The organism is Phenylobacterium sp. (genome assembly GCF_020402505.1).
GTDB lineage: Bacteria > Pseudomonadota > Alphaproteobacteria > Caulobacterales > Caulobacteraceae > Phenylobacterium.
The window spans coordinates 1-17,700 of sequence record NZ_JADBZL010000059.1 but is presented as its reverse complement, the minus strand read 5'-3'; the positions used below and the strand labels follow the sequence as shown (position 1 = coordinate 17,700).

Below are 17,700 nucleotides of genomic sequence, written 5' to 3'. Positions count from 1 at the left end.
ATGAAGGAGAAATCCCTCGGTCTCATTCTGGCGCAGATGCCTCCGGCGGAGGCCAAGAAGCTGACGGAGTCCCTCGCAAATCGGTTTGCCCCAGTGCGTGCGGCGGCGAACGCGTCTGGCGCTGCCGCCCCGGCTCCACCTGCGGGTCCGCCGCCGCCCGCCCGCGCCGCCGCACCCGCTCCACAGGCCGGACCTGCCTGATCCATGTCCCTGCGCCGATCTCTTGGTTCCGGCGTCGCAGCGGTGGCGATCGCCGCCGCCGTCGCCACCCCGATCGGCGCCCAGCCTGCAGGGGACTTGCGGGAGGTTCGGGTCGGCGAGGCGAGCGCCTTCACCCGTCTCGATCTCGGGCCCGGCGTCGCGACCCGACGTGATGGCGCCACCCTGACGATCACGTTCCCGACGGGTGCGCGTCCTGACCTCGCGCGCTTCCGGACCAGCACGCCGAAGTGGATTCAGTCGGCCAGAATCGCCCAGTCGAGCGGCCGAACCCAGCTGATCCTGACCTTGGCGGCGGATGCAGACATGAGGACCGGCGTCGCGGACGGCGCTGTCTGGGTCAATGTCTTCCCGCGCGCGGCGCCCATTGAAGGCCCCGGTCCGGCGCCAGTCTCACCGTCGGAGCAGGCCTCCGCACCGGTCAACCGACCGGATCCCTTGCCCAGGGGCGGGGTGGTGAAGGCGGAGATCGCCCTTGGTCAGGGGCAGGCCGTCCTAAGCTTCCCGTTCGCCAATCCGGCGGGAGCCGCCGTCTTCCGTCGGGGTGGGGCGGTGTGGGTGGTCTTTGACGCCCCCGCACGCCTGGATGTCTCGACCCTGCCCCGGGGGCTTCGCCAGATGACCTCGGTCGAGACTTTCCGGGGCCCGGATTACGCCGCCGTACGGATCGAAACTCCGCCGGCCATGCCGTTCCGGGCGGATTCCGCAGGTTCCACCTGGAACATTGTGCTCGGACGTGCGGCCTCGCCCCAGGGGCCCTTCGTGAGTGTGGTTCGCGATGAGGCCGGCGGGCCCGCGGCGTTGAAGAGTGCGGTCGCCGGGGCGACCCGGGTCCTGCGCATCGACGATCCCGTCGTGGGCGACCCGATCACGGTCGTGACGGCTCTCGGGCCCGCCAAGGGCGCACCTCTCCGCCGGGAGTACGCCCAGGTCACCGTTTTGCCGTCGTCACAGGGCCTTGCCCTGGAGTCCTTCGTCCGGGATTTGTCCGTCACCCATGATGGCGACATCGTGCGGATCGGTCGCCCAGATGGCCTAGCCCTCTCGCCACTCTCTGTGGGGTCAGCTCCGGAGGATGCCGGCCTGGATGCTCCCCGGCCTGCGATTATGCCGGCCCTGATCGACCAGGTGAACTGGCCCGAGACGGGCTCCAAGGGGTTCCTGGGCCGCTACAATGAACTCTTGTCAGCCGCGGCGGAGGAAGCGCAGGGCGGGCGGGACGCCCCGACCGCCAATCGTTTCGCCCTTGCACGGTTTCTTGTGGGGAGCGAGCTCTCCTATGAGGCCATCGGGATCCTGAACGATCTTGCCCGCAGGTCGCCCCAGGTGCTCGACAACCCGGAGTTCCGTGGTCTCCGGGGGATCGCCCGGGTGATGGCGCGCCGATACGCTGAAGCCGCGACCGACTTCTCGGCGCCCATACTCGCCTCGGATCCGTCCGCCTCTCTCTGGCGCGCCTATGTTTCGGCTCAGCTCGGGCAGTGGACGGAGGTCCGCAACGAGTTCGCCGCCGGCGCCGAGGCCTTCAACCAGTTCTCTCCTGTCTGGAAATCCAGATTTGCCCGCGCGGAGGGGCAGGCGGCTCTGGCGCAAGGAGACCTTGAGGGCGCGGACAAGGCGGTCCGGCTCGCCCTGGCGGATCGAGCATCCTCTGCGGAGACCCTGGCGGCGCGGCTGCTGCAGGCCCGGCTGCTCGAGGCCCAGGGCGCGAAGGATCGTGCGGTGCGGATCTACCAGGCGGTGGCCACGGCGCCCCTGGATTGGCTGTCCACACCCGCCGCCCTGCAGGCGGCCCGGATCAGACTGGAGCAGGGAAAGATTAACGCCGTCCAGGCTGCGGACGAGATCAACGCCCTTCGCTTCCGCTGGCGTGGGGATGGCACGGAACTGGAAATCATCCGGACCCTGGGCGGAGTTTACCTGAGTCAGGGTCGTTATCGGGAGGCGCTGGAGACCCTTCGCTCGGCGGGGCGTTCGCTGCCGGACCTGCCGGAGGCTGTCCAGCTTCAGGCGGATCTCAGCGCAGCTTTCAGGACCCTGTTCATGGATGGGGTCGCAGACGGGCTTCAGCCTGTCCAGGCCCTTGCTCTCTTCCTTGACTTCAAGGAGCTGACCCCGCTGGGCGCGGACGGCGACCTCATGGTCCGGAGGCTGGTCGGTCGGCTGGTCAAGGTCGACTTGCTGGAACAGGCCGCCGAACTCCTCAAGTACCAGACCGAAAATCGCCTGGAAGGCGCCCCCAAGGCGCAGGTGGCCACGGATCTGGCCTTGATCTACCTGATGGACCGCAAACCCGAGCAGGCGCTCCAGGCAATCAACAACTCCCGCACCACGCTCCTGCCGCCTGCCATGCAGATGGAACGTCGGCGCGTGGAGGCGAGGGCCCTGATCGCCCTGAACCGCCCTGACGACGCCATCGAGTTGCTCGAACGGGACCGCTCGCCAGAAGGGGAGGAGCTCCGGACCGAAATCATCTGGCGAAAGAAGAACTGGCCGGCCGCCGCATCAGCCTTCGAGAGGAGTCTCGGGGATCGGTGGCGACGCCCCGGGGCGTTGACATCCGACGAGGAGGGAAAGCTCCTTCGCGCCGGGATCGCCTACAGCCTGGCTGGAGATGACGCGGCCCTGACCCGACTGCGCACCCGGTACGCCGGCTTTATTGACCAGGCTCGCAATCCGGACGCTCTTCGGGTCGGCCTGACGGGTCTGGACTCCGGTGAGATGGGCTCGGCAGATTTCAGCAAGGTCACGGCTGACAACGAGGCCTTCTCAGGCTGGGTGGCCAAGATGAGGGCCAAGTTCGCTCAGGCGGCGCCAGCTCCGCCACCGCCACCTCGCCCTGCCAGCCCATCTGCAGCTCCGGTTCCGCCCTCGCCCGCTCGCCCGCCGGCGCCACCGCGACCCGCCTGACGAAGACGCCTTGGAATGGGGCCGCTGGCGCCCTTTCCGGTTTCTGACACCAGGGAGTATCTCCGGCGCTATCCAGTCGCCGCCCTCTGGAAGCTCTCCACGAGACTTCCGGCGACAAGGCGCCAGCCGTCCACAAGGACGAAGAAGATCAACTTGAACGGCAGGGATACGACCACCGGCGGCAGCATCATCATGCCCATGCTCATCAGTACGCTGGCGACCACAAGATCTATCACCAGGAAGGGAATAAAGAGCAGAAACCCGATCTCGAACGCGCGTTTCAGTTCCGAGATCATGAAGGCAGGCGTCACGACGCGCAGGGGAACCTCCTGGGCCGTAGCGGGTCGCTCGATTTTTGACAAACGGATGAACAGGGCGAGATCGTCACGGTCCACCTGACTCAGCATGAAGGTCTTCACTGGCCCGCTGGCGGCTTCGAAGGCGGCCGGGAGCTCCATCTGGTCGTTCATCAACGGTCGGATGCCAAGCTCGTACGACCTCTGGAAGGTAGGCGTCATGACGATTGCGGTCATGAACAGGGCGAGACTCACCAGGACGGCGTTCGGGGGCGTCTGCTGGACCCCGAGGGCGGTGCGCAGCAGAGAGAGCACCACCACCATCCGGACGAAGGAGGTGGTCATGATGACGATGGAGGGCGCCAGAGACAGAACGGTCAGGAGTCCGATCAGCTGGATGACCCTCTGGGTGAGGCCCGCCCCGGTTCCCAGGTCTATGTTCACCGCCTGAGCGAGAGCGGCTGCGGGCAGGAGCAGGCCAAATGCGCCGACCAGGAGGGCCAGCTTCGCCGCCTGTCGAAGGTCTGCTGCGAAAGCCGAAGCTTTGCTCTGCACGGTTTCCGACCTCGCCATCAGTGCAGCTCCGAACGTCTTGAAGGGCGCTCAAGTTCGCGGCCGTCTCCCAACATCAGGAGCCGGGACTCGCCGTCACACTCCACGAGGACGAGACGCCTGGCCGGGTCGAGAATCAGGGTCTCGACCACCTTCATTCGTCGTTCCCGATTTCCCGTCGGCAACCTGAAGACACCGCCGGGTCCGTAGCGGCGCAAAAGCACCGCTGCTATGCCGATGAGGCCAAGAGTGAAGAGAAGGGCGAAGGCGGCCCTGGCCAGCGTGATCAGATCCATGGACGCCAATGTGCCCGCAGGTCGTTAACGGGCGATTAACCCTGTTTGTTTACGCTGAAATCCATGGACATCACTTCCATTCCGCTCTTCGCAATGCTCCGCGGTCGAATGAGCTACTTCGCCGAGCGCCAGCGCCTCGGCGCGGAGAACATCGCCAATGTGAGCACGCCCGGCTATCGACCGAAAGACCTTGCACCGTTTCGCTTCAGGGTCCCGGGTGGGGCGACGGGGTCCGGCGGATCCTATGGAAGCGAGGTTCCAACGGTGATGGAAGTGACCCATCCTGCCCACCAGAGACCCCAGGACCCGGCGTCGTTAGCGGCGGCGAAGGGGTTCCGGGCGGAGCGCCAGCCGGACTTCGAGACAACCCTTGACGGCAACCAGGTGACCCTCGAGGACCAGATGCTTCGTATGGCGGACTCTCGCATGAACTACGATGCGGCTATAGCCTTCTATCAGAAGTCCATGACCATGATCCGCTCTGCTTCACGGGGCCCAAGATAGGACATGAGCAATGGCTGACATTCGCCCTCCGGCTAACGCCGCCCAGGCCATCGCCGCGACTGCATTGCGCGCCGAGCAGGCTCGAATGAGGATCATCGCCGAGAACATCGCCAATGCGAACTCGACGTCGAGAACGCCTGGCGGCGACCCCTATCGCCGCCAGGTTCCGGTCTTCGAGCCGATGCGCATCGACGCCGGGCAAGGGGTCGAAATGGTCCGCGTCACCCCGGACAGGAGCGACTTCAAGGTCGAGTATGACCCCGGACACCCGTCCGCTGACGCAGAGGGTTACGTGAAGCTGCCTAACGTCAACACCCTGATCGAGTCCCTCGATATGAAGGCTGCGCAACGCGCCTACGAAGCCAATCTGACGGTGATCGAGACGGCGCGGGCCATGCAGCTGCGCACCCTGGATCTCATTCGGAAGTGATAGGGAGAAGCTGAATGATCACCGCTCTCAGCGTCGCCAAGGCCTACGCAGCCGCCCAGAGGGGCATCAGTGGCGCCGGCTCCGGAGCCGGCCCCGGGGGGGCCGATTTCGGCGCCATGGTCCGGACGGCCGTGGACAACGCCATCGCGACCTCCAAGGGCGCCGAACAGCAGATTGTCGCGCACGCCCAGGGTAAGGCTCAGCTTATCGATGTCGCGACCGCGGTCTCGGCGGCCGAGACCAGCCTTGATGCAGTGCTGGCGGTTCGGGACCAGGTCATTACCGCCTACCAGGAAATCATGCGGATGCCGATCTGACCCCGGTCTGAGGCTGCAGGGAGTATCGCCATGAACGGCGCGGAAGTCCTAGATGTCGGTCGTAGCGCCCTTTGGCTGACAATCCAGTTGTCGGCTCCAATGCTTATTGTCGGTCTCGTGGTCGGCGTCGTGATCGGGCTCTTCCAGGCCTTGACGCAGATTCAGGAGGCCACACTTGTCTTCGCGCCCAAGATTGTGGCGGTCTTCATCTCGATACTGGTCTTTCTGCCGATCATGGGTGCCCTCATGTCGGGGTTCATGACCGAGATCGTCGCCCGCATTGCTGCGATGTAGCAGTTGTGGAGCCCTACGCGTCCGTCCAGCAGGTCTATGCCGGGGCCATCGTCTTCACCCGCCTAGCGGCGATGGTCATGACCATGCCGGCCGTCGGAGACCAGGCGGTCCCGGTCACAATCCGGCTCTCATTTGCGCTCCTGCTGACCCTGACCCTTACGCCTGTGGTCATGCCGGTTCTTCCTGTTCCGCCGGCCGAGCTTGCGGAGATGGCCCTTCAGGTCGTCCGGGAAGTCTTCATCGGGCTGATGATGGGCCTGGTGATGAGGATCTTCATGGCTTCACTCTCGGTGGCGGGAGAGATCATCTCCATCCAGTCAACCCTGTCTTTCGCCCAGACTTCGGCGCCGGGGCTGGTGGAGCCTTCGACGACGGTCGGCACCTTCATCGGCCTCATCGGCCTGATCCTGATTTTCACCACCAACCTGCATCATCTCTTTCTCGGGGCGATGGTGAATTCCTACAACATCTTTCCGTTCGGCGTTTCGGCGTCGGTCAACGACTCGGGCCAGCTGGCCATCAGGACCCTCTCCGAAGCCTTCCGGTTGGGGGTCCAGCTCAGCGCACCCGTGCTGGTGCTGGGTCTTGTCTTCAATGTGGCCTTGGGACTTGCCGCGCGGATCATGCCGCAGTTCCAGGTCTTCTTCGTGGCCTCACCGCTCATGGTCCTCCTGACCCTCGCCCTTCTGGCCCTCAGCCTTGGCCTGATCGGCATGGTCTGGGTGAATGGATATGGCGGCCTCCTGAAGAGTTTCGCGGGGGTCAGCGGTGGCTGAGAACAGCGACGCCGCGTCGAAAACAGAAGAACCCACAGGCCGAAAGATCGAACAGGCCCGGGAGAAGGGCGACGTTCCCAAGACCCTGGATCTGCCCCAGCTGGCGGCGTTCGCGGCGGTCGCGGCCGTGCTGGCTTTCGCGGGGGGTCTGCTCAGCCAGCAACTGCTCCTGGACCTGACGCCCTTCATCGAGAATCCGCACGGCATGGATCTCTCGCCTGCGGGCGCCACCGCCCTTGGATGGGAGGTCGCTGGCGCCATGTCCCCCCTCCTCCTCGTCGTGGCCGGCGCTGCGATTGTCGCCGGCGTTCTTGGGCATCTGCTTCAGACCGGCCCGATGTGGTCGCCGTCTGCCCTGGAGTTTCAGCTCTCCAAGCTTTCGCCCATCCAGGGGTTCCAGAGGCTGTTCGGCGTTGACGCCCTGATCATGTTCGCCAAGTCCCTTCTCAAGCTCAGCGCCGTCGCGGCGATCGGCTATTTTGTTCTGCGACCCCACTGGAACGCGCTCCAGCAACTGCCCGCCGTCGATGTCGTCGGACTGATTCCGATTTCAGTCGATATCCTGAAGACCCTGGCGCTGATGGTCTGCAGCTTCCTCGCAGCGATCGCCGCCCTCGACTGGCTGATCCAGAGACAGAGATTCATGGTGCGCCAGAGGATGACTCGGGAAGAGGTCAAGGAGGAGTTCAAGGACACCGAAGGCGATCCCTACATCAAGGCCCGGCAGAGAAACATCCGGATGCAGCGGTCGCGGCAGAGGATGATGGCGGCTGTCCCCGACGCCACCGTCGTGATCATGAACCCGACCCACTACGCGGTGGCCCTGTCTTACGAGGAGGGCGGCGGCTCGGCGCCGAAGTGCGTTGCGAAGGGTTTGGACGCCATGGCGCTCAGGATTCGCGACGTGGCTGAAGAGGCCGGTGTGCCTGTGGTCGAAGACCCACCCCTCGCCCGGGCGCTCTACGCCGCTGTGGAGATCGACGAACCGATTCCGATCGCCCAGTATGAAGCCGTGGCGAAGGTGATCGGCTTCGTTCTCGCAGGCCGGCGGAAGTTCTCGGCGGCCGGACGAGGTTGAAAACCCGTCCTCAATTCTTCCGAAACCCCTTCCAGGGCGGCTTCGGGGGCATTTCGGGATGATTCGACCAGGAAACGGGAGTCGAGAGCATGAGCGATCCTGCGCGTCAGGCGTCCAGAATCGATGGAATCGACCTCATGGTCCTCGGCCTCTTCGCGGGTGTCGTTGTTCTGGCCGCCTGGACCGTTCTGGAGTGGGGTGCAGACGCCGCCGCCGGGGGCCTGCTTCTGGCGGGCCTGACGGGCTTCGTCGCGCTGGGTTTCCTCGTCTCCAGGCGCGCCCGACCCTCCCCGCCATTGTCCGGCGCCGATGACGGAGAGTTCATCTCCGCCCTGGAGGAGCCCTCGGCCATGGTCGCGGTGGACGGTCGAATTCGGTCCGCCAATGCAGCCTGGCTGGAGCTCGTGGGTCGGGCCCATCGCCTGCCAAGGACCTCAGCCTCTGCTCCGGGGCTCTTCGAGGCGCTGACGGAGGCGCGGCGCGGACGTATCGGTCGGGCGAGACTCGCGGTCGGAGGCCTGGAACGCCCCATCGTCATCAGCGCGGTCGGCTCTCGGCGCTTCCTGGTCCGGTTGCTCCAGGCTTCGCCCTCGACCCCCGCCCCGGAGACGGATACCCGTCCGGCCAGGTCGCCACCGCAGCCTTCTTCAGGACCTACCCCGGACGCCCTTGACGCCTTCGCCGCCGCCGCGCCCTTCGGAGCAGCGCTGCTCGGCGGCGGAGATCCCTTTCTCGCCCCGATTCTCGAGGCCAATCCGACCCTCTCAGCCATTACGTCCGTACAGGGAGTGGGGAGCGCCTTCGGTGATCTGTTTGACGCCGCGTCCCTCAACGAGGCCCGGCAACGGCTCGAGGGCGGACGCTCAAACCTCGAGGCGGTCGAGATGCGGCTAGCCAATGATGCCGCCCGGATCGTCCACCTGTATCTTTCGCCCTCCGGCGAGCGGTGGGTGGCCTTCCTTGTCGATGTATCAGAGCAAAAGCAGATCGAGCTTCAGCTGGCCCAGAGCCAGAAGATGCAGGCCATCGGGCAGCTGGCTGGGGGCGTGGCCCATGACTTCAACAACCTGCTGATGGCGATCTTCATGCAGCTGGACGAACTGGCCCAGCGGCACCCTGTGGGGGATCCCTCCTATGAGGGTCTCAACCAGATCCGTCAGACCTCTACCCGCGCAGCGGAGCTGGTGCGCAAGCTTCTTGCCTTCTCCCGCAAGCAGACGGTCCAGAGAGAAAGTCTCGACCTCGGCGAATTGATCTCGGAGTTCGAGGTGCTGCTTCGGCGCGTCCTGCCGGAGGATATTGCTCTGGTGACGGAGTACGGTCGCAACCTGCCGGTCGTCCGGGCGGACCGCGGGCAGCTCGAGACCGCGGTCATGAACCTCGTGGTCAATGCCCGGGACGCCATTCGCTCCCATGGCGGTTCGACCGTACAAATCCGCGCCGCCCGCGTGAGCGCGGCGGAGGCTCAGGCGTTGGGATATCCGGATCCGCAGGGCGAGCAGGCCATGATCGAGGTCTCTGACGACGGCTCCGGTATTCCGGCCGATGTCCTGGACAAGATCTTCGATCCCTTCTTCACGACCAAGCCGGTTGGGGAGGGGACAGGCCTCGGCCTGGCGACGGTCTATGGTATCGTGAAGCAGTCCGACGGCTGGATCTGGGTGGAGTCTCGACCGGGCCAGGGTGCTGCCTTCCGGATCTTTCTGCCGGTGCATGTGCCGGTGATGACACCGTTCGCGCCTGCAAGACCTACCCGGCCTGCGGCCAGAGACCTGTCCGGCGCCGGACGCATCCTGTTTGTCGAGGACGAGGACGCTGTCCGTAGCGTCGCCGCCAAGCTCCTGCGCGCTCGGGGCTACGAGGTGATCGAGGCGGCCAGCGGCGAGGAGGCTCTTGACCTGGCGGAGGTCCACGCCGGGGAGATCGACCTGATGATCTCCGATGTCGTCATGCCGGGAATGCAGGGGCCGGAACTCCTGCGCGCGGCCCGCCACTACCTGGCCGGCGCTCCTGTCATGTTCATCTCCGGCTATGCAGAGGCGGAGTTCTCCAACCTGCTTGAGGGTGAGGAGAACGTCTCGTTCCTCGCCAAGCCCATCGACATCAAGACCCTTGCCGAGAGGGTCAAGCAGGAACTGCAAAGGGCCGAATAGGTTCTTGCGAGCTTGATTTCCCTGGCGTCGGCGCGCGCAAGATCGCCTCGTCAGCTGAAGGAAACGTCATGCATCTCGACCTGTCTCCCGAGGACCTTGCCTTCCGCGACGAGGTGCGCACCTTCCTCAGCGAGAACCTGACCCCCGAGTTGCGGAGGGCGGGACGCCGGGCCACCAGCGTCTTCATGGACAAGACCTACAGCCTCGCCTGGCAAAAGATCCTTCATGTGCGCGGCTGGGTCGCCCCGGCCTGGCCAGTGCGCCATGGCGGCACAGGCTGGAACGAGATGCAGCGCTACATCTTCGCTGCGGAGTCCGCACGCGCCGGCGCCCCGAGCCTCGCTCCCATGGGCCTGAAGATGGTGGGACCGGTGATCATGGGCTTCGGGACCGAAGAGCAGAAGGCGCACTACCTGCCCCGCATCCTCTCGGGTGAAGACTATTGGTGCCAGGGGTATTCAGAGCCCGGGGCCGGGTCCGACCTCGCCGCCCTCCAGCTCCGCGCAGAACGGGAAGGCGAGGACTATGTCCTCAACGGGACCAAGATCTGGACCACCCATGCACATTGGGCCAACCGGATGTTCTGCCTGGTGCGGACCCGGACGGAGGGCAAGGCGCAGGCAGGGATCACCTTCCTGCTGCTCGACATGCAGACCCCCGGGGTCTCGGTTCGGCCAATCATCACTCTGGCGGGTGAGCATGAGGTCAACCAGGTCTTCTTCGACAATGTCCGGGTTCCCGTCTCGGGCCGGGTCGGAGAGGAAAACCAGGGCTGGACCGTTGCGAAGTATCTTCTGGAATTCGAACGGGGGGGTGGTTCTGCAGCCGGACTCAAGGTCAGCTATGAACGCCTCAAGTCCCTCGCTCGGGAGGAGCGCAGCGATGCCGGGCGCGCGCTGATCAATGATCCTGGGTTCCGATCGCGGCTGGCCTCCATCGGGGTCATTCTTGAGGCGGTGGAGATGACCGAGCATCGCGTCCTGGCTGAACTCGCCTCCGGGCGAAACCCCGGACCGGCGTCCTCAATGCTGAAGACCCAGGGGACGGAGACCCTGCAGAAGCTGGATGAACTCGCGATCGAGGGGATCGCAGCCTACGCTGCGGTGGACCAGAGGCCGGCAAGAGCGCCGGAGGCCGGCCAGGACATCATTGGTCCCGAACATGGCCTCACCAGCATGGCTCGCTACCTCAACAACCGGGCCGGTTCGATCTATGGCGGCTCGAACGAGATTCAGCGCGACATCATGGCGCGATTTGTTCTGGGCCTCTGAGGGTCAGCGAACCCCTGCCTGGGCAAGAATCGCCAGAAGACCCGCCGACATTCCCCGGACCATCTCCGAGGGTTCGACATCGATCCACTCGTCGAGCGCATGCGCCCGACCCCCGCTGCCGCCAGCGCCGATCGTGACGGCCGGAATCCCGAGACTCATCGGGATGTTGGAATCCGTGGATGCGGTCTCCTCCCGGGCAGCGAAGCCCTGGTCCAAGATCGCGCTTCGGGTCACCCGGACGATCCCCTTGTCCGCCGCCGTCCGACCAGCGGGGCGCTCTCCGATGACGCCGAGTTCGGCCCGCACTGGCCCGTAGGAGGTGGAGCGGGCCGAATTCTCCGCCGCGACAGCCCTCTCGACGGCTGCCCGGAAGGCCCGATCGAGGTCGGCGAGCGCATCCGGGTCTTCGGATCTGAGGTCCACCTCCAGGAAGACGGAGGCGGGGATCGAATTCACGGACGTCCCGCCTCCGACAACGCTGGCGGAGTAGGTCGTCTTCGGATTGGTCGGAGCCGAGAGGCCGTAGAGACCGGTGACCGCCCCCGCCAACGCCGCCATCGGGTTCACAATGCCGAACGCACCGTAGCTGTGCCCGCCCGGGCCGGTGAACGTAACCCGGTACCGCTTTGAGCCAACCCCGCGCGTCACAATCCCCGAGGGATCGGATCCATCCACGGAGAAGAAGGCTGCGATCCGACCGGCGTAGGGGCCCTTCAGGAAGAGGTGCTTCACGCCCCGGAGGTCGCCGGCCCCTTCCTCGCCCACATTCCCGACAAACAGGAGGTCGGTCTCCGTGCTAAGCCCTGCAGCGTCGAGGGCGCGGATCCAGGCGAGGAGGGTCGCGACCGAGCGGGAGTTATCGCCCACTCCGGGTGCAGACAGTCGCCTGCCCTCACGCCGCACTGTCACGTCTGTCCCGGCGGGGAAGACCGTGTCCAGGTGGGCCGCCACCGCCACGAAGGGTCCCTTGCCCCCCGTGCGACGTCCCGGGCGCACGCCGGTGACATTACCCTCCGCGTCGATCTCGACATCCTTCAGGCCCAGGGCTGCGAAGTCACTCCGGACGGCCTCCGCCCTCCGCGCCTCCCCGAAGGGCGGCGCCGGGATCTGGGTCAGTCGGACAATGTCGGCGACGGTTCGGTCATGCTCGGCTGCGAGGACCTTCTGAGCGGCCGCGAACCTTCGATCAGATGACAGCTTTGCGACCCCAGATTCCGGGGAGGCCAGGGCGGCGGGAGCCAGAAACAGGAGGGAAAGGCACAGCCAAGGGATGACGCGCATGAGGGAACTCCGCAAATGGCGAGGTGAGGGGCTACACCGCTGAGAGTGAGTCTAGCACGCCCGATGAGGCTGAGTTTGCGAAGACCTTATGCCGGACCCACCGTCTTGCCGCCGTCGCGACCCCGCCGGGTGAGCGCCGCCCAGGGTGGAGACGGGGATTTGCCCATGAAGGGGTCGTCCGGATAAACCCCTCCAGCGAGCCTTACCGTGGCTGAACGGTACTGCGCGGTCCGGTCGCCAGTTTCGATAACGAGGGGGCTCAGCCCTCGAGACCGAGGGACTTCAAGGCCCTGGCGCGGGACGCCTTGTAGTCCACCTTGCCGTTCGGAGCCCGGCCAATGCTATCCACCACCACGAGCTCCCGCGGCGCCTTGTAGGCTGCGAGGCGGTTGCGGACATGGGCCGAAAGATCGGCCAGCTCAAGCTCCACGGCGCCGTCCGGCTCCACGACCGCACAAATGCGCTCACCGAACCGGGCGTCGGGAACCCCCAACACGACCGCGTCGCGGACATGCGGATGGGTCTTGAGGGCCTCCTCAACCTCCTCAGGGAAGACCTTCTCCCCGCCGGTATTGATGCACTGTGAGCCTCGTCCAAGCAGCTTGAGCGTGCCGTCTGCGTTGACCTCGGCCCAGTCGCCGGGAACCGACCAGCGCTGGCCCTCGAGGGTGAGGAAGGTCTTGGCGCTCTTCTCGGGATCCTTGTAGTAGCCGATCGGCAGGAAGCCGCTCACCGCCACAAGGCCCCGTTCACCCGAGCCGGGCGCGACCCGGCGTCCATCTTCAGTGAAGACTGCACAGGTGGGGCCCAGGACAAAGGCGGCGGTGGCCGCTTCGGCCCCGGGTGTCGAGGCCGAAGCGCCGAGCCCGACGGCCTCTGAGGAGCCGAAGGAGTCGAAGATCGTGGCGTTGATGCAGTGCGTCAGCAGGCCTCGCTTGTTCTCCTGGCTCCACATGGAGCCCGACGAGCTTATGGAAAGAACGCTCGAAAGGTCCCAGCGGCCGGGCTCAGCCTCCAGGACCTCCAGCATGGGTGTCGAGAAGGCGAGGCCTACGATGACGACGCCGTCGGCCTTTAGTCGTTCCACCTCGTTCCACAGCTCAACGGCGTTGAACCCGCGGGAGGGCAGGGTGGCGACGGCGCCCCCCTGGTTGAGGGTGATGAAGGCGGAGAACTGACCGGTCCCGTGCATGAGCGGACAGCAGACCATCGTCAAGGGAGGACGCGGACCTTCGGGATCAAGGCGGTCCGCCGCCCCTTGGGGGCTTTCGACCGGCTCTACGCCTCGCGCCGCCTGACCGCCGGCGCCGAGGACGTTGAAGAGGTCGTCCTGGCGCCACATCACGCCCTTGGGCATGCCGGTCGTGCCGCCGGTGTAGAGGAGGAGCAGGTTGTCCCCTGAGCGGCCCCAGGGGGCCTTGACGGGACGCGCCGGGGGCGCATCGGCGACCGCGGCCTCGTAGTCCACCGCCCAGGCGGGCGCCGGATGTCCGGGTTCGGTGACGGCGATCCAGAGCTTGACCTTGGAAAGCCGCGACCGGATCGCCTCCAGAGTGTCTGCGAATCCGGCGTGGAAAACCACCACCTCAGCGTCGGCGTTGTCGAACAGGTAGACCAGTTCCTCGCCGCCATACCGGTAGTTGGTGTTGATTGGAGCGATGCCCGCCTTGAAGGCTGCAAAGTAGACCTCCAGGTACTCCGGACAGTTGAAGAGGTAGGCGGCGACCTTGGCCTCGGCGCTCACGCCCCCCGCAACCAGATGCGCAGCCAGCGCGTCGGCCCGTGCGTCGAACTGTCCCCAGGTGATGACCCTCTGTCCCTGGATCAGGGCCGGACGGTTGGGGGTCTTCCTGGCGATGGCCTCCCAGACGTCGGCGATCCTCCAGTCGGTCATGTCGTCCTCCCAAACGGCGTCGGGGCCATTGAGCGGGCCGGACGAAGAGGAAGTCAACTCGCCGGATACGACCTCAGAGCGGCGCGACGCGCTCCGGATGCCCCGACCACATCCATGCCATGGAAGGGCGGGAAACCCCCAGCATGACCCCACCCAGGGTGGGAGGATGGATCCAGATTTGATCCGGCGACTGATCTGCCCGGCGCCCCTCCGGCCGGTCGACCGTAACGCCTCCCGGAGCGATCCGGCTCTCGATATCCATCAGGTCGGACGCCTCGGCGAACCCCATGTAGAAGCAGGCGCCTTCCCGTGCATGATATCGGCCCATGGTCTTGTCCCGGTCGATGGGCGTGATGACCTCGAAGCGGTGCAGCTGGCCGGCCCGAAACAGGGTCAGGACCCCGGTGTAGCCGAACATCTCCGAGGTGATGGTCGTGAAGACCGTCTCGTCCAGGCCGAAGGCGTCCCGGATCCTGGACACCGCGCCGGCCTGGTCGGCGGCCAGCACCGTCGCCTCGTAGAGGAAGTCCAGGCGACCCACCGGCGCGCGCTCTTCTTCAGGGGAGATCACAAAGTGGATGGGCGCGCCTTCGATCTCGAGAGTGACGAACTGACGGGTCCCGTCCGCCTCAACGACCGCGCCGGATGCGGCCGCCGTCCGGGCGACGGCGCCGGGGTCGGGAGAGGCCGCGCCGGCGGCCCACACATGAGCGCGGCCCCGTCGCGACAGGGCCTCCGCTATGGGCCCGGCGCCGTCCGGTTCGAGGAACTCGACGTCGGATCTGCCGACCCGGAAGACCCGACGGACCGCCGAAAGGGCGGGGGCTCGCTCTCTCAGCACTTCCTCCGCACCCAGGATGCTGCACCAAGCCGCGCCAGCCGACCCTGAGTCGGGGGTCGCCACCAGCAGACGATCGACTTCTGTCAGCATGGCTCAGGCTCCGGGATACAGGACGTTCAGGGGAACACTCCGCCCCGCAGTCTCGACGATACGGACATGCTGTCGCCCCAGTTCGCGAGCGTGCCGGCATCCGCAGGAGTGGGCGATCATGTCAATATCCCGATTGAGGCTTCGGACATAGTTGACGACCCGGGTGGCCTTGTCTTCCACCACCAGACCCCTCTGCAGGCGGCGGTTGTGGGTCGCCACGCCGGTGGGGCAGGTATTGGTGTGGCAGCGCATCGCCTGGATGCAGCCGATGGCGAACATGAAGCCCCGCGCCGAGTGCACGAAGTCCGCTCCGGTGCAGAGGGCCCAGGCCGCGCGGGCGGGCGTGACCAGTTTTCCTGAGGCGATCACCCGCACACGGTCCTTGAGGCCAGCGCTGCGCAGTGCGTCTACGGCCATGGGAAGGGCCTCGGCGATGGGCAGACTCATGTGATCCATGAGGGTCTGGGGGGCCGCCCCTGTGCCTCCCTCACCGCCATCGATTGTCAGAAAGTCCGGCGCATCCTGGACACCCCGCCGCAGCACGGCCTCGCAGAGTTCGGTCATGAAGCTCTCGTCGCCCAGGGCGGTCTTCACCCCGACAGGCCTGCCGGTCAGGTCACGCAGGCTGCAGACCCGGTCAAGGAGCTGGTCGATGTTGGCGATGTCGGGATGCCGGTTCGGGCTGATGGAATCCTCGCCCTCGGGAATCCCCCGGATACGGGCGATTTCCTCCGTCACCTTCGCCCCCGGCAGGACGCCGCCCTTCCCGGGCTTGGCGCCCTGGCTGAGCTTGATCTCGAAGGCCTTGACTGAACGGGCGATCTCCCGGGCCTTCTCCGGTGAGAAGGATCCGTCGGGATTGCGGACCCCGTATTTCGCCGTGCCAACCTGCATGATCAGGTCGCAGTCTCCCTCGAGGTGATAGGGCGACAGTCCGCCCTCGCCGGTATCCATCCAGCAGCCGGCCTGTCCTGCGCCCCTCGAGAGCGCCTGGATCGCCGGCCGGGAGATCGCCCCGAAACTCATGCCGGAGATGTTCACGACGGAGCGGGCCAGGAAGGGCTGGTCGCAGGCGCCTTCGCCGATCACCAGCGGCGGGGTCGGCAGCCGGTCCTCCTCGAGAACCGGGAAGGGGTGGTTGACGAAAAGCAGGGTGCCCGGCTCGCGGCGATCATTTGTCGATCCAAAGCCGATAGCCCCTCCCTCGTTCTTGGCCTCGCGGTAGACCCAGGCCCGCGTCGCCCGGTTGAAGGGCATTTCCTCCCGGTCATTGGCGAAGAAGTACTGCCGGAAATACTCACCTAGCTGCTCAAGCCAGTAACGCAAATGTCCGATCACGGGGAAGTTACGCAGGACGGAGTGCTTTTGCTGGGTCAGATCATAGACCAGAAGCACCAGGAGGATCAGAGCTAGAACAAGCCCAATGAGGACGCCGACACCCTGGGTCAGGACGCCTGAAAGCCAGCTCATGCGGACTCCATCTTATTTCTCGAGACTGGAAACAAGATGGTCGAAATCCTTAAGGATGTCGAAAACCTCTTCAACCGAAGCCGCTGGCGATCGGGCGTCGGGGAAGCGGTAACGCCAGGCGGTGGTGATATGCGAGATCACGCCGATGCGCTCTCCCAGCATCAGGAACATATCCGACGCCCGCAGAAGGAAGCTCTGGAAGGCAAGAGGCTTGCCGTTTTTGGTCAGGTCTGCGAAGGCGCGGTCATAGACGTCCAGGACGTCGGCGATCTCGCGCCTCTTGGCCTCAAGCGCTTCCACCAGCCTCCGGCGCGTTCGTTCGATGTGGACCATCAGATCGGGGTCCTTGTGGCCCGTGACCCGGAGCAGCGGTATCTCGCGCAGGACATCGACCAGCTTCGGCCGAAGTTCACTGAACAGCCACTTGTAATAGAGGAAGCCCTTCCAGCTGAAGAGCCCCTCTTTGTAGTCCTCGCCCTCAAGCCTCAGAGCGATCCGGAACGGTTCCAGTTGCTCGGTGATTTCGGGGGAAAGGAGGACGCGAACGAGCTTATCGGCATAGCTCGAGCTGTCACTGGCGTCCGCGAAGGTCAGGCGGATCAGATCATCGATCTCTGAGGCCACGAAGTCATGCATGCGGGCAAGGTCGGCATCAGAGATAGCGAAGTAGCAGCTGGCGATCGTGAAGCCTCGTCGGCTCAAGTGCTCCCGCAGCAAGAAGGGATCCAGCGACGGAATCTCGTCGAGTGCGGTCAGCAAGCGGATATCGCGATCAATGTTCGATCCTTCCGCGTCCCCCCCGGCCTCCCGGACAATACTGCGCCAACCTCTTTGCCCCACCAGGAACGAACGGCCGCCCATCCGGAGATCGCTTCGCTCGAAAGGCAGTATGACCTTCGTGGCGGTCTGCCGCTGGTCATCCAGAACGTAGCGCTCATCTGACCGAACTATGTGTTTCACCACAAGGCTCTGGTTCAGGTACGGCGTCGTGAAGAAGGGCTGCGAGTGATACTCAGGGTCGCCCTTTT

The 17,700-nt window shown here is 65.5% G+C and carries 16 protein-coding genes and 1 pseudogene; 10 read left to right on the top strand and 7 right to left on the bottom strand.

The features are described from left to right. Window positions 1-201: pseudogene (locus IM632_RS04820) on the top strand (hypothetical protein); the annotation flags it as partial. A 3-nt stretch (window positions 202-204) separates the two neighbouring features. Continuing rightward, window positions 205-3,129 carry an endoglucanase gene (locus IM632_RS04815; protein WP_296523333.1) on the top strand — a complete coding sequence of 975 codons (2,925 nt, stop codon included), beginning with the start codon at window positions 205-207 and terminating at the stop codon, window positions 3,127-3,129. A gap of 68 nt (window positions 3,130-3,197) precedes the next feature. Here IM632_RS04815 and fliP read toward each other — a convergent pair whose 3' ends face one another. Both fliP and IM632_RS04805 read right to left on the bottom strand, forming a co-directional pair. Continuing rightward, a complete protein-coding gene (gene fliP / locus IM632_RS04810) occupies window positions 3,198-3,998 on the bottom strand; it encodes a flagellar type III secretion system pore protein FliP (RefSeq protein WP_293516670.1) in 801 nt (266 codons plus the stop codon). After that, window positions 3,998-4,273 carry a flagellar biosynthetic protein FliO gene (locus IM632_RS04805; RefSeq protein ID WP_293516672.1) on the bottom strand — a complete coding sequence of 92 codons (276 nt, stop codon included), beginning with the start codon at window positions 4,271-4,273 and terminating at the stop codon, window positions 3,998-4,000. The genes fliP and IM632_RS04805 overlap by 1 nt, the downstream gene beginning before the upstream one ends. Before the next feature lie 63 nt (window positions 4,274-4,336). Here IM632_RS04805 and IM632_RS04800 point away from each other — a divergent pair, with 63 nt between their 5' ends. From IM632_RS04800 to IM632_RS04765, 8 genes are all read left to right on the top strand, one after another. After that, entirely contained in the window at window positions 4,337-4,777 is a 441-nt protein-coding gene (locus IM632_RS04800; protein WP_293516674.1) for a flagellar biosynthesis protein FlgB, read from the top strand. Between the two features lie 10 nt (window positions 4,778-4,787). After that, on the top strand, window positions 4,788-5,207 hold the full coding sequence (gene flgC / locus IM632_RS04795) for a flagellar basal body rod protein FlgC (protein ID WP_293516676.1): 420 nt from the start codon (window positions 4,788-4,790) through the stop codon (window positions 5,205-5,207). 14 nt (window positions 5,208-5,221) lie between these two features. Continuing rightward, window positions 5,222-5,524, top strand: a complete 303-nt coding sequence (locus IM632_RS04790; RefSeq protein WP_293516678.1) for a flagellar hook-basal body complex protein FliE — start codon at window positions 5,222-5,224, stop codon at window positions 5,522-5,524. A 30-nt stretch (window positions 5,525-5,554) separates the two neighbouring features. Beyond that, the gene (gene fliQ / locus IM632_RS04785) at window positions 5,555-5,818 is read left to right on the top strand and encodes a flagellar biosynthesis protein FliQ (RefSeq protein WP_296482406.1); all 264 of its coding nucleotides are present in this window, start codon (window positions 5,555-5,557) and stop codon (window positions 5,816-5,818) included. 5 nt (window positions 5,819-5,823) lie between these two features. After that, complete coding sequence (gene fliR, locus IM632_RS04780; protein WP_293516681.1) at window positions 5,824-6,594, top strand: flagellar biosynthetic protein FliR; 771 nt, start codon at window positions 5,824-5,826, stop codon at window positions 6,592-6,594. Continuing rightward, on the top strand, window positions 6,587-7,672 hold the full coding sequence (gene flhB / locus IM632_RS04775; RefSeq protein ID WP_296482409.1) for a flagellar biosynthesis protein FlhB: 1,086 nt from the start codon (window positions 6,587-6,589) through the stop codon (window positions 7,670-7,672). The genes fliR and flhB overlap by 8 nt, the downstream gene beginning before the upstream one ends. A gap of 89 nt (window positions 7,673-7,761) precedes the next feature. Then, complete coding sequence (locus IM632_RS04770) at window positions 7,762-9,825, top strand: ATP-binding protein (RefSeq protein WP_296482411.1); 2,064 nt, start codon at window positions 7,762-7,764, stop codon at window positions 9,823-9,825. Window positions 9,826-9,893: 68 nt separating this feature from the next. After that, a complete protein-coding gene (locus IM632_RS04765) occupies window positions 9,894-11,096 on the top strand; it encodes an acyl-CoA dehydrogenase family protein (RefSeq protein WP_296552053.1) in 1,203 nt (400 codons plus the stop codon). A gap of 3 nt (window positions 11,097-11,099) precedes the next feature. Here the strand turns inward: IM632_RS04765 and IM632_RS04760 are convergent, their stop codons facing one another. The 5 genes from IM632_RS04760 to IM632_RS04740 all read right to left on the bottom strand — a co-directional run. After that, on the bottom strand, window positions 11,100-12,377 hold the full coding sequence (locus IM632_RS04760) for a M20/M25/M40 family metallo-hydrolase (protein WP_296482415.1): 1,278 nt from the start codon (window positions 12,375-12,377) through the stop codon (window positions 11,100-11,102). A gap of 259 nt (window positions 12,378-12,636) precedes the next feature. After that, complete coding sequence (locus IM632_RS04755) at window positions 12,637-14,271, bottom strand: AMP-binding protein (RefSeq protein ID WP_296482417.1); 1,635 nt, start codon at window positions 14,269-14,271, stop codon at window positions 12,637-12,639. Between the two features lie 73 nt (window positions 14,272-14,344). After that, window positions 14,345-15,202 (bottom strand): hypothetical protein, encoded by an 858-nt coding sequence (locus IM632_RS04750; RefSeq protein ID WP_296482420.1) that lies wholly within the window; start codon window positions 15,200-15,202, stop codon window positions 14,345-14,347. 3 nt (window positions 15,203-15,205) lie between these two features. Then, complete coding sequence (locus IM632_RS04745; RefSeq protein WP_296482422.1) at window positions 15,206-16,672, bottom strand: FMN-binding glutamate synthase family protein; 1,467 nt, start codon at window positions 16,670-16,672, stop codon at window positions 15,206-15,208. A gap of 12 nt (window positions 16,673-16,684) precedes the next feature. Beyond that, window positions 16,685-17,700, bottom strand: a 1,016-nt coding sequence (locus IM632_RS04740; protein WP_296523329.1) for a hypothetical protein, incomplete at its 5' end; no start/stop codon positions are given.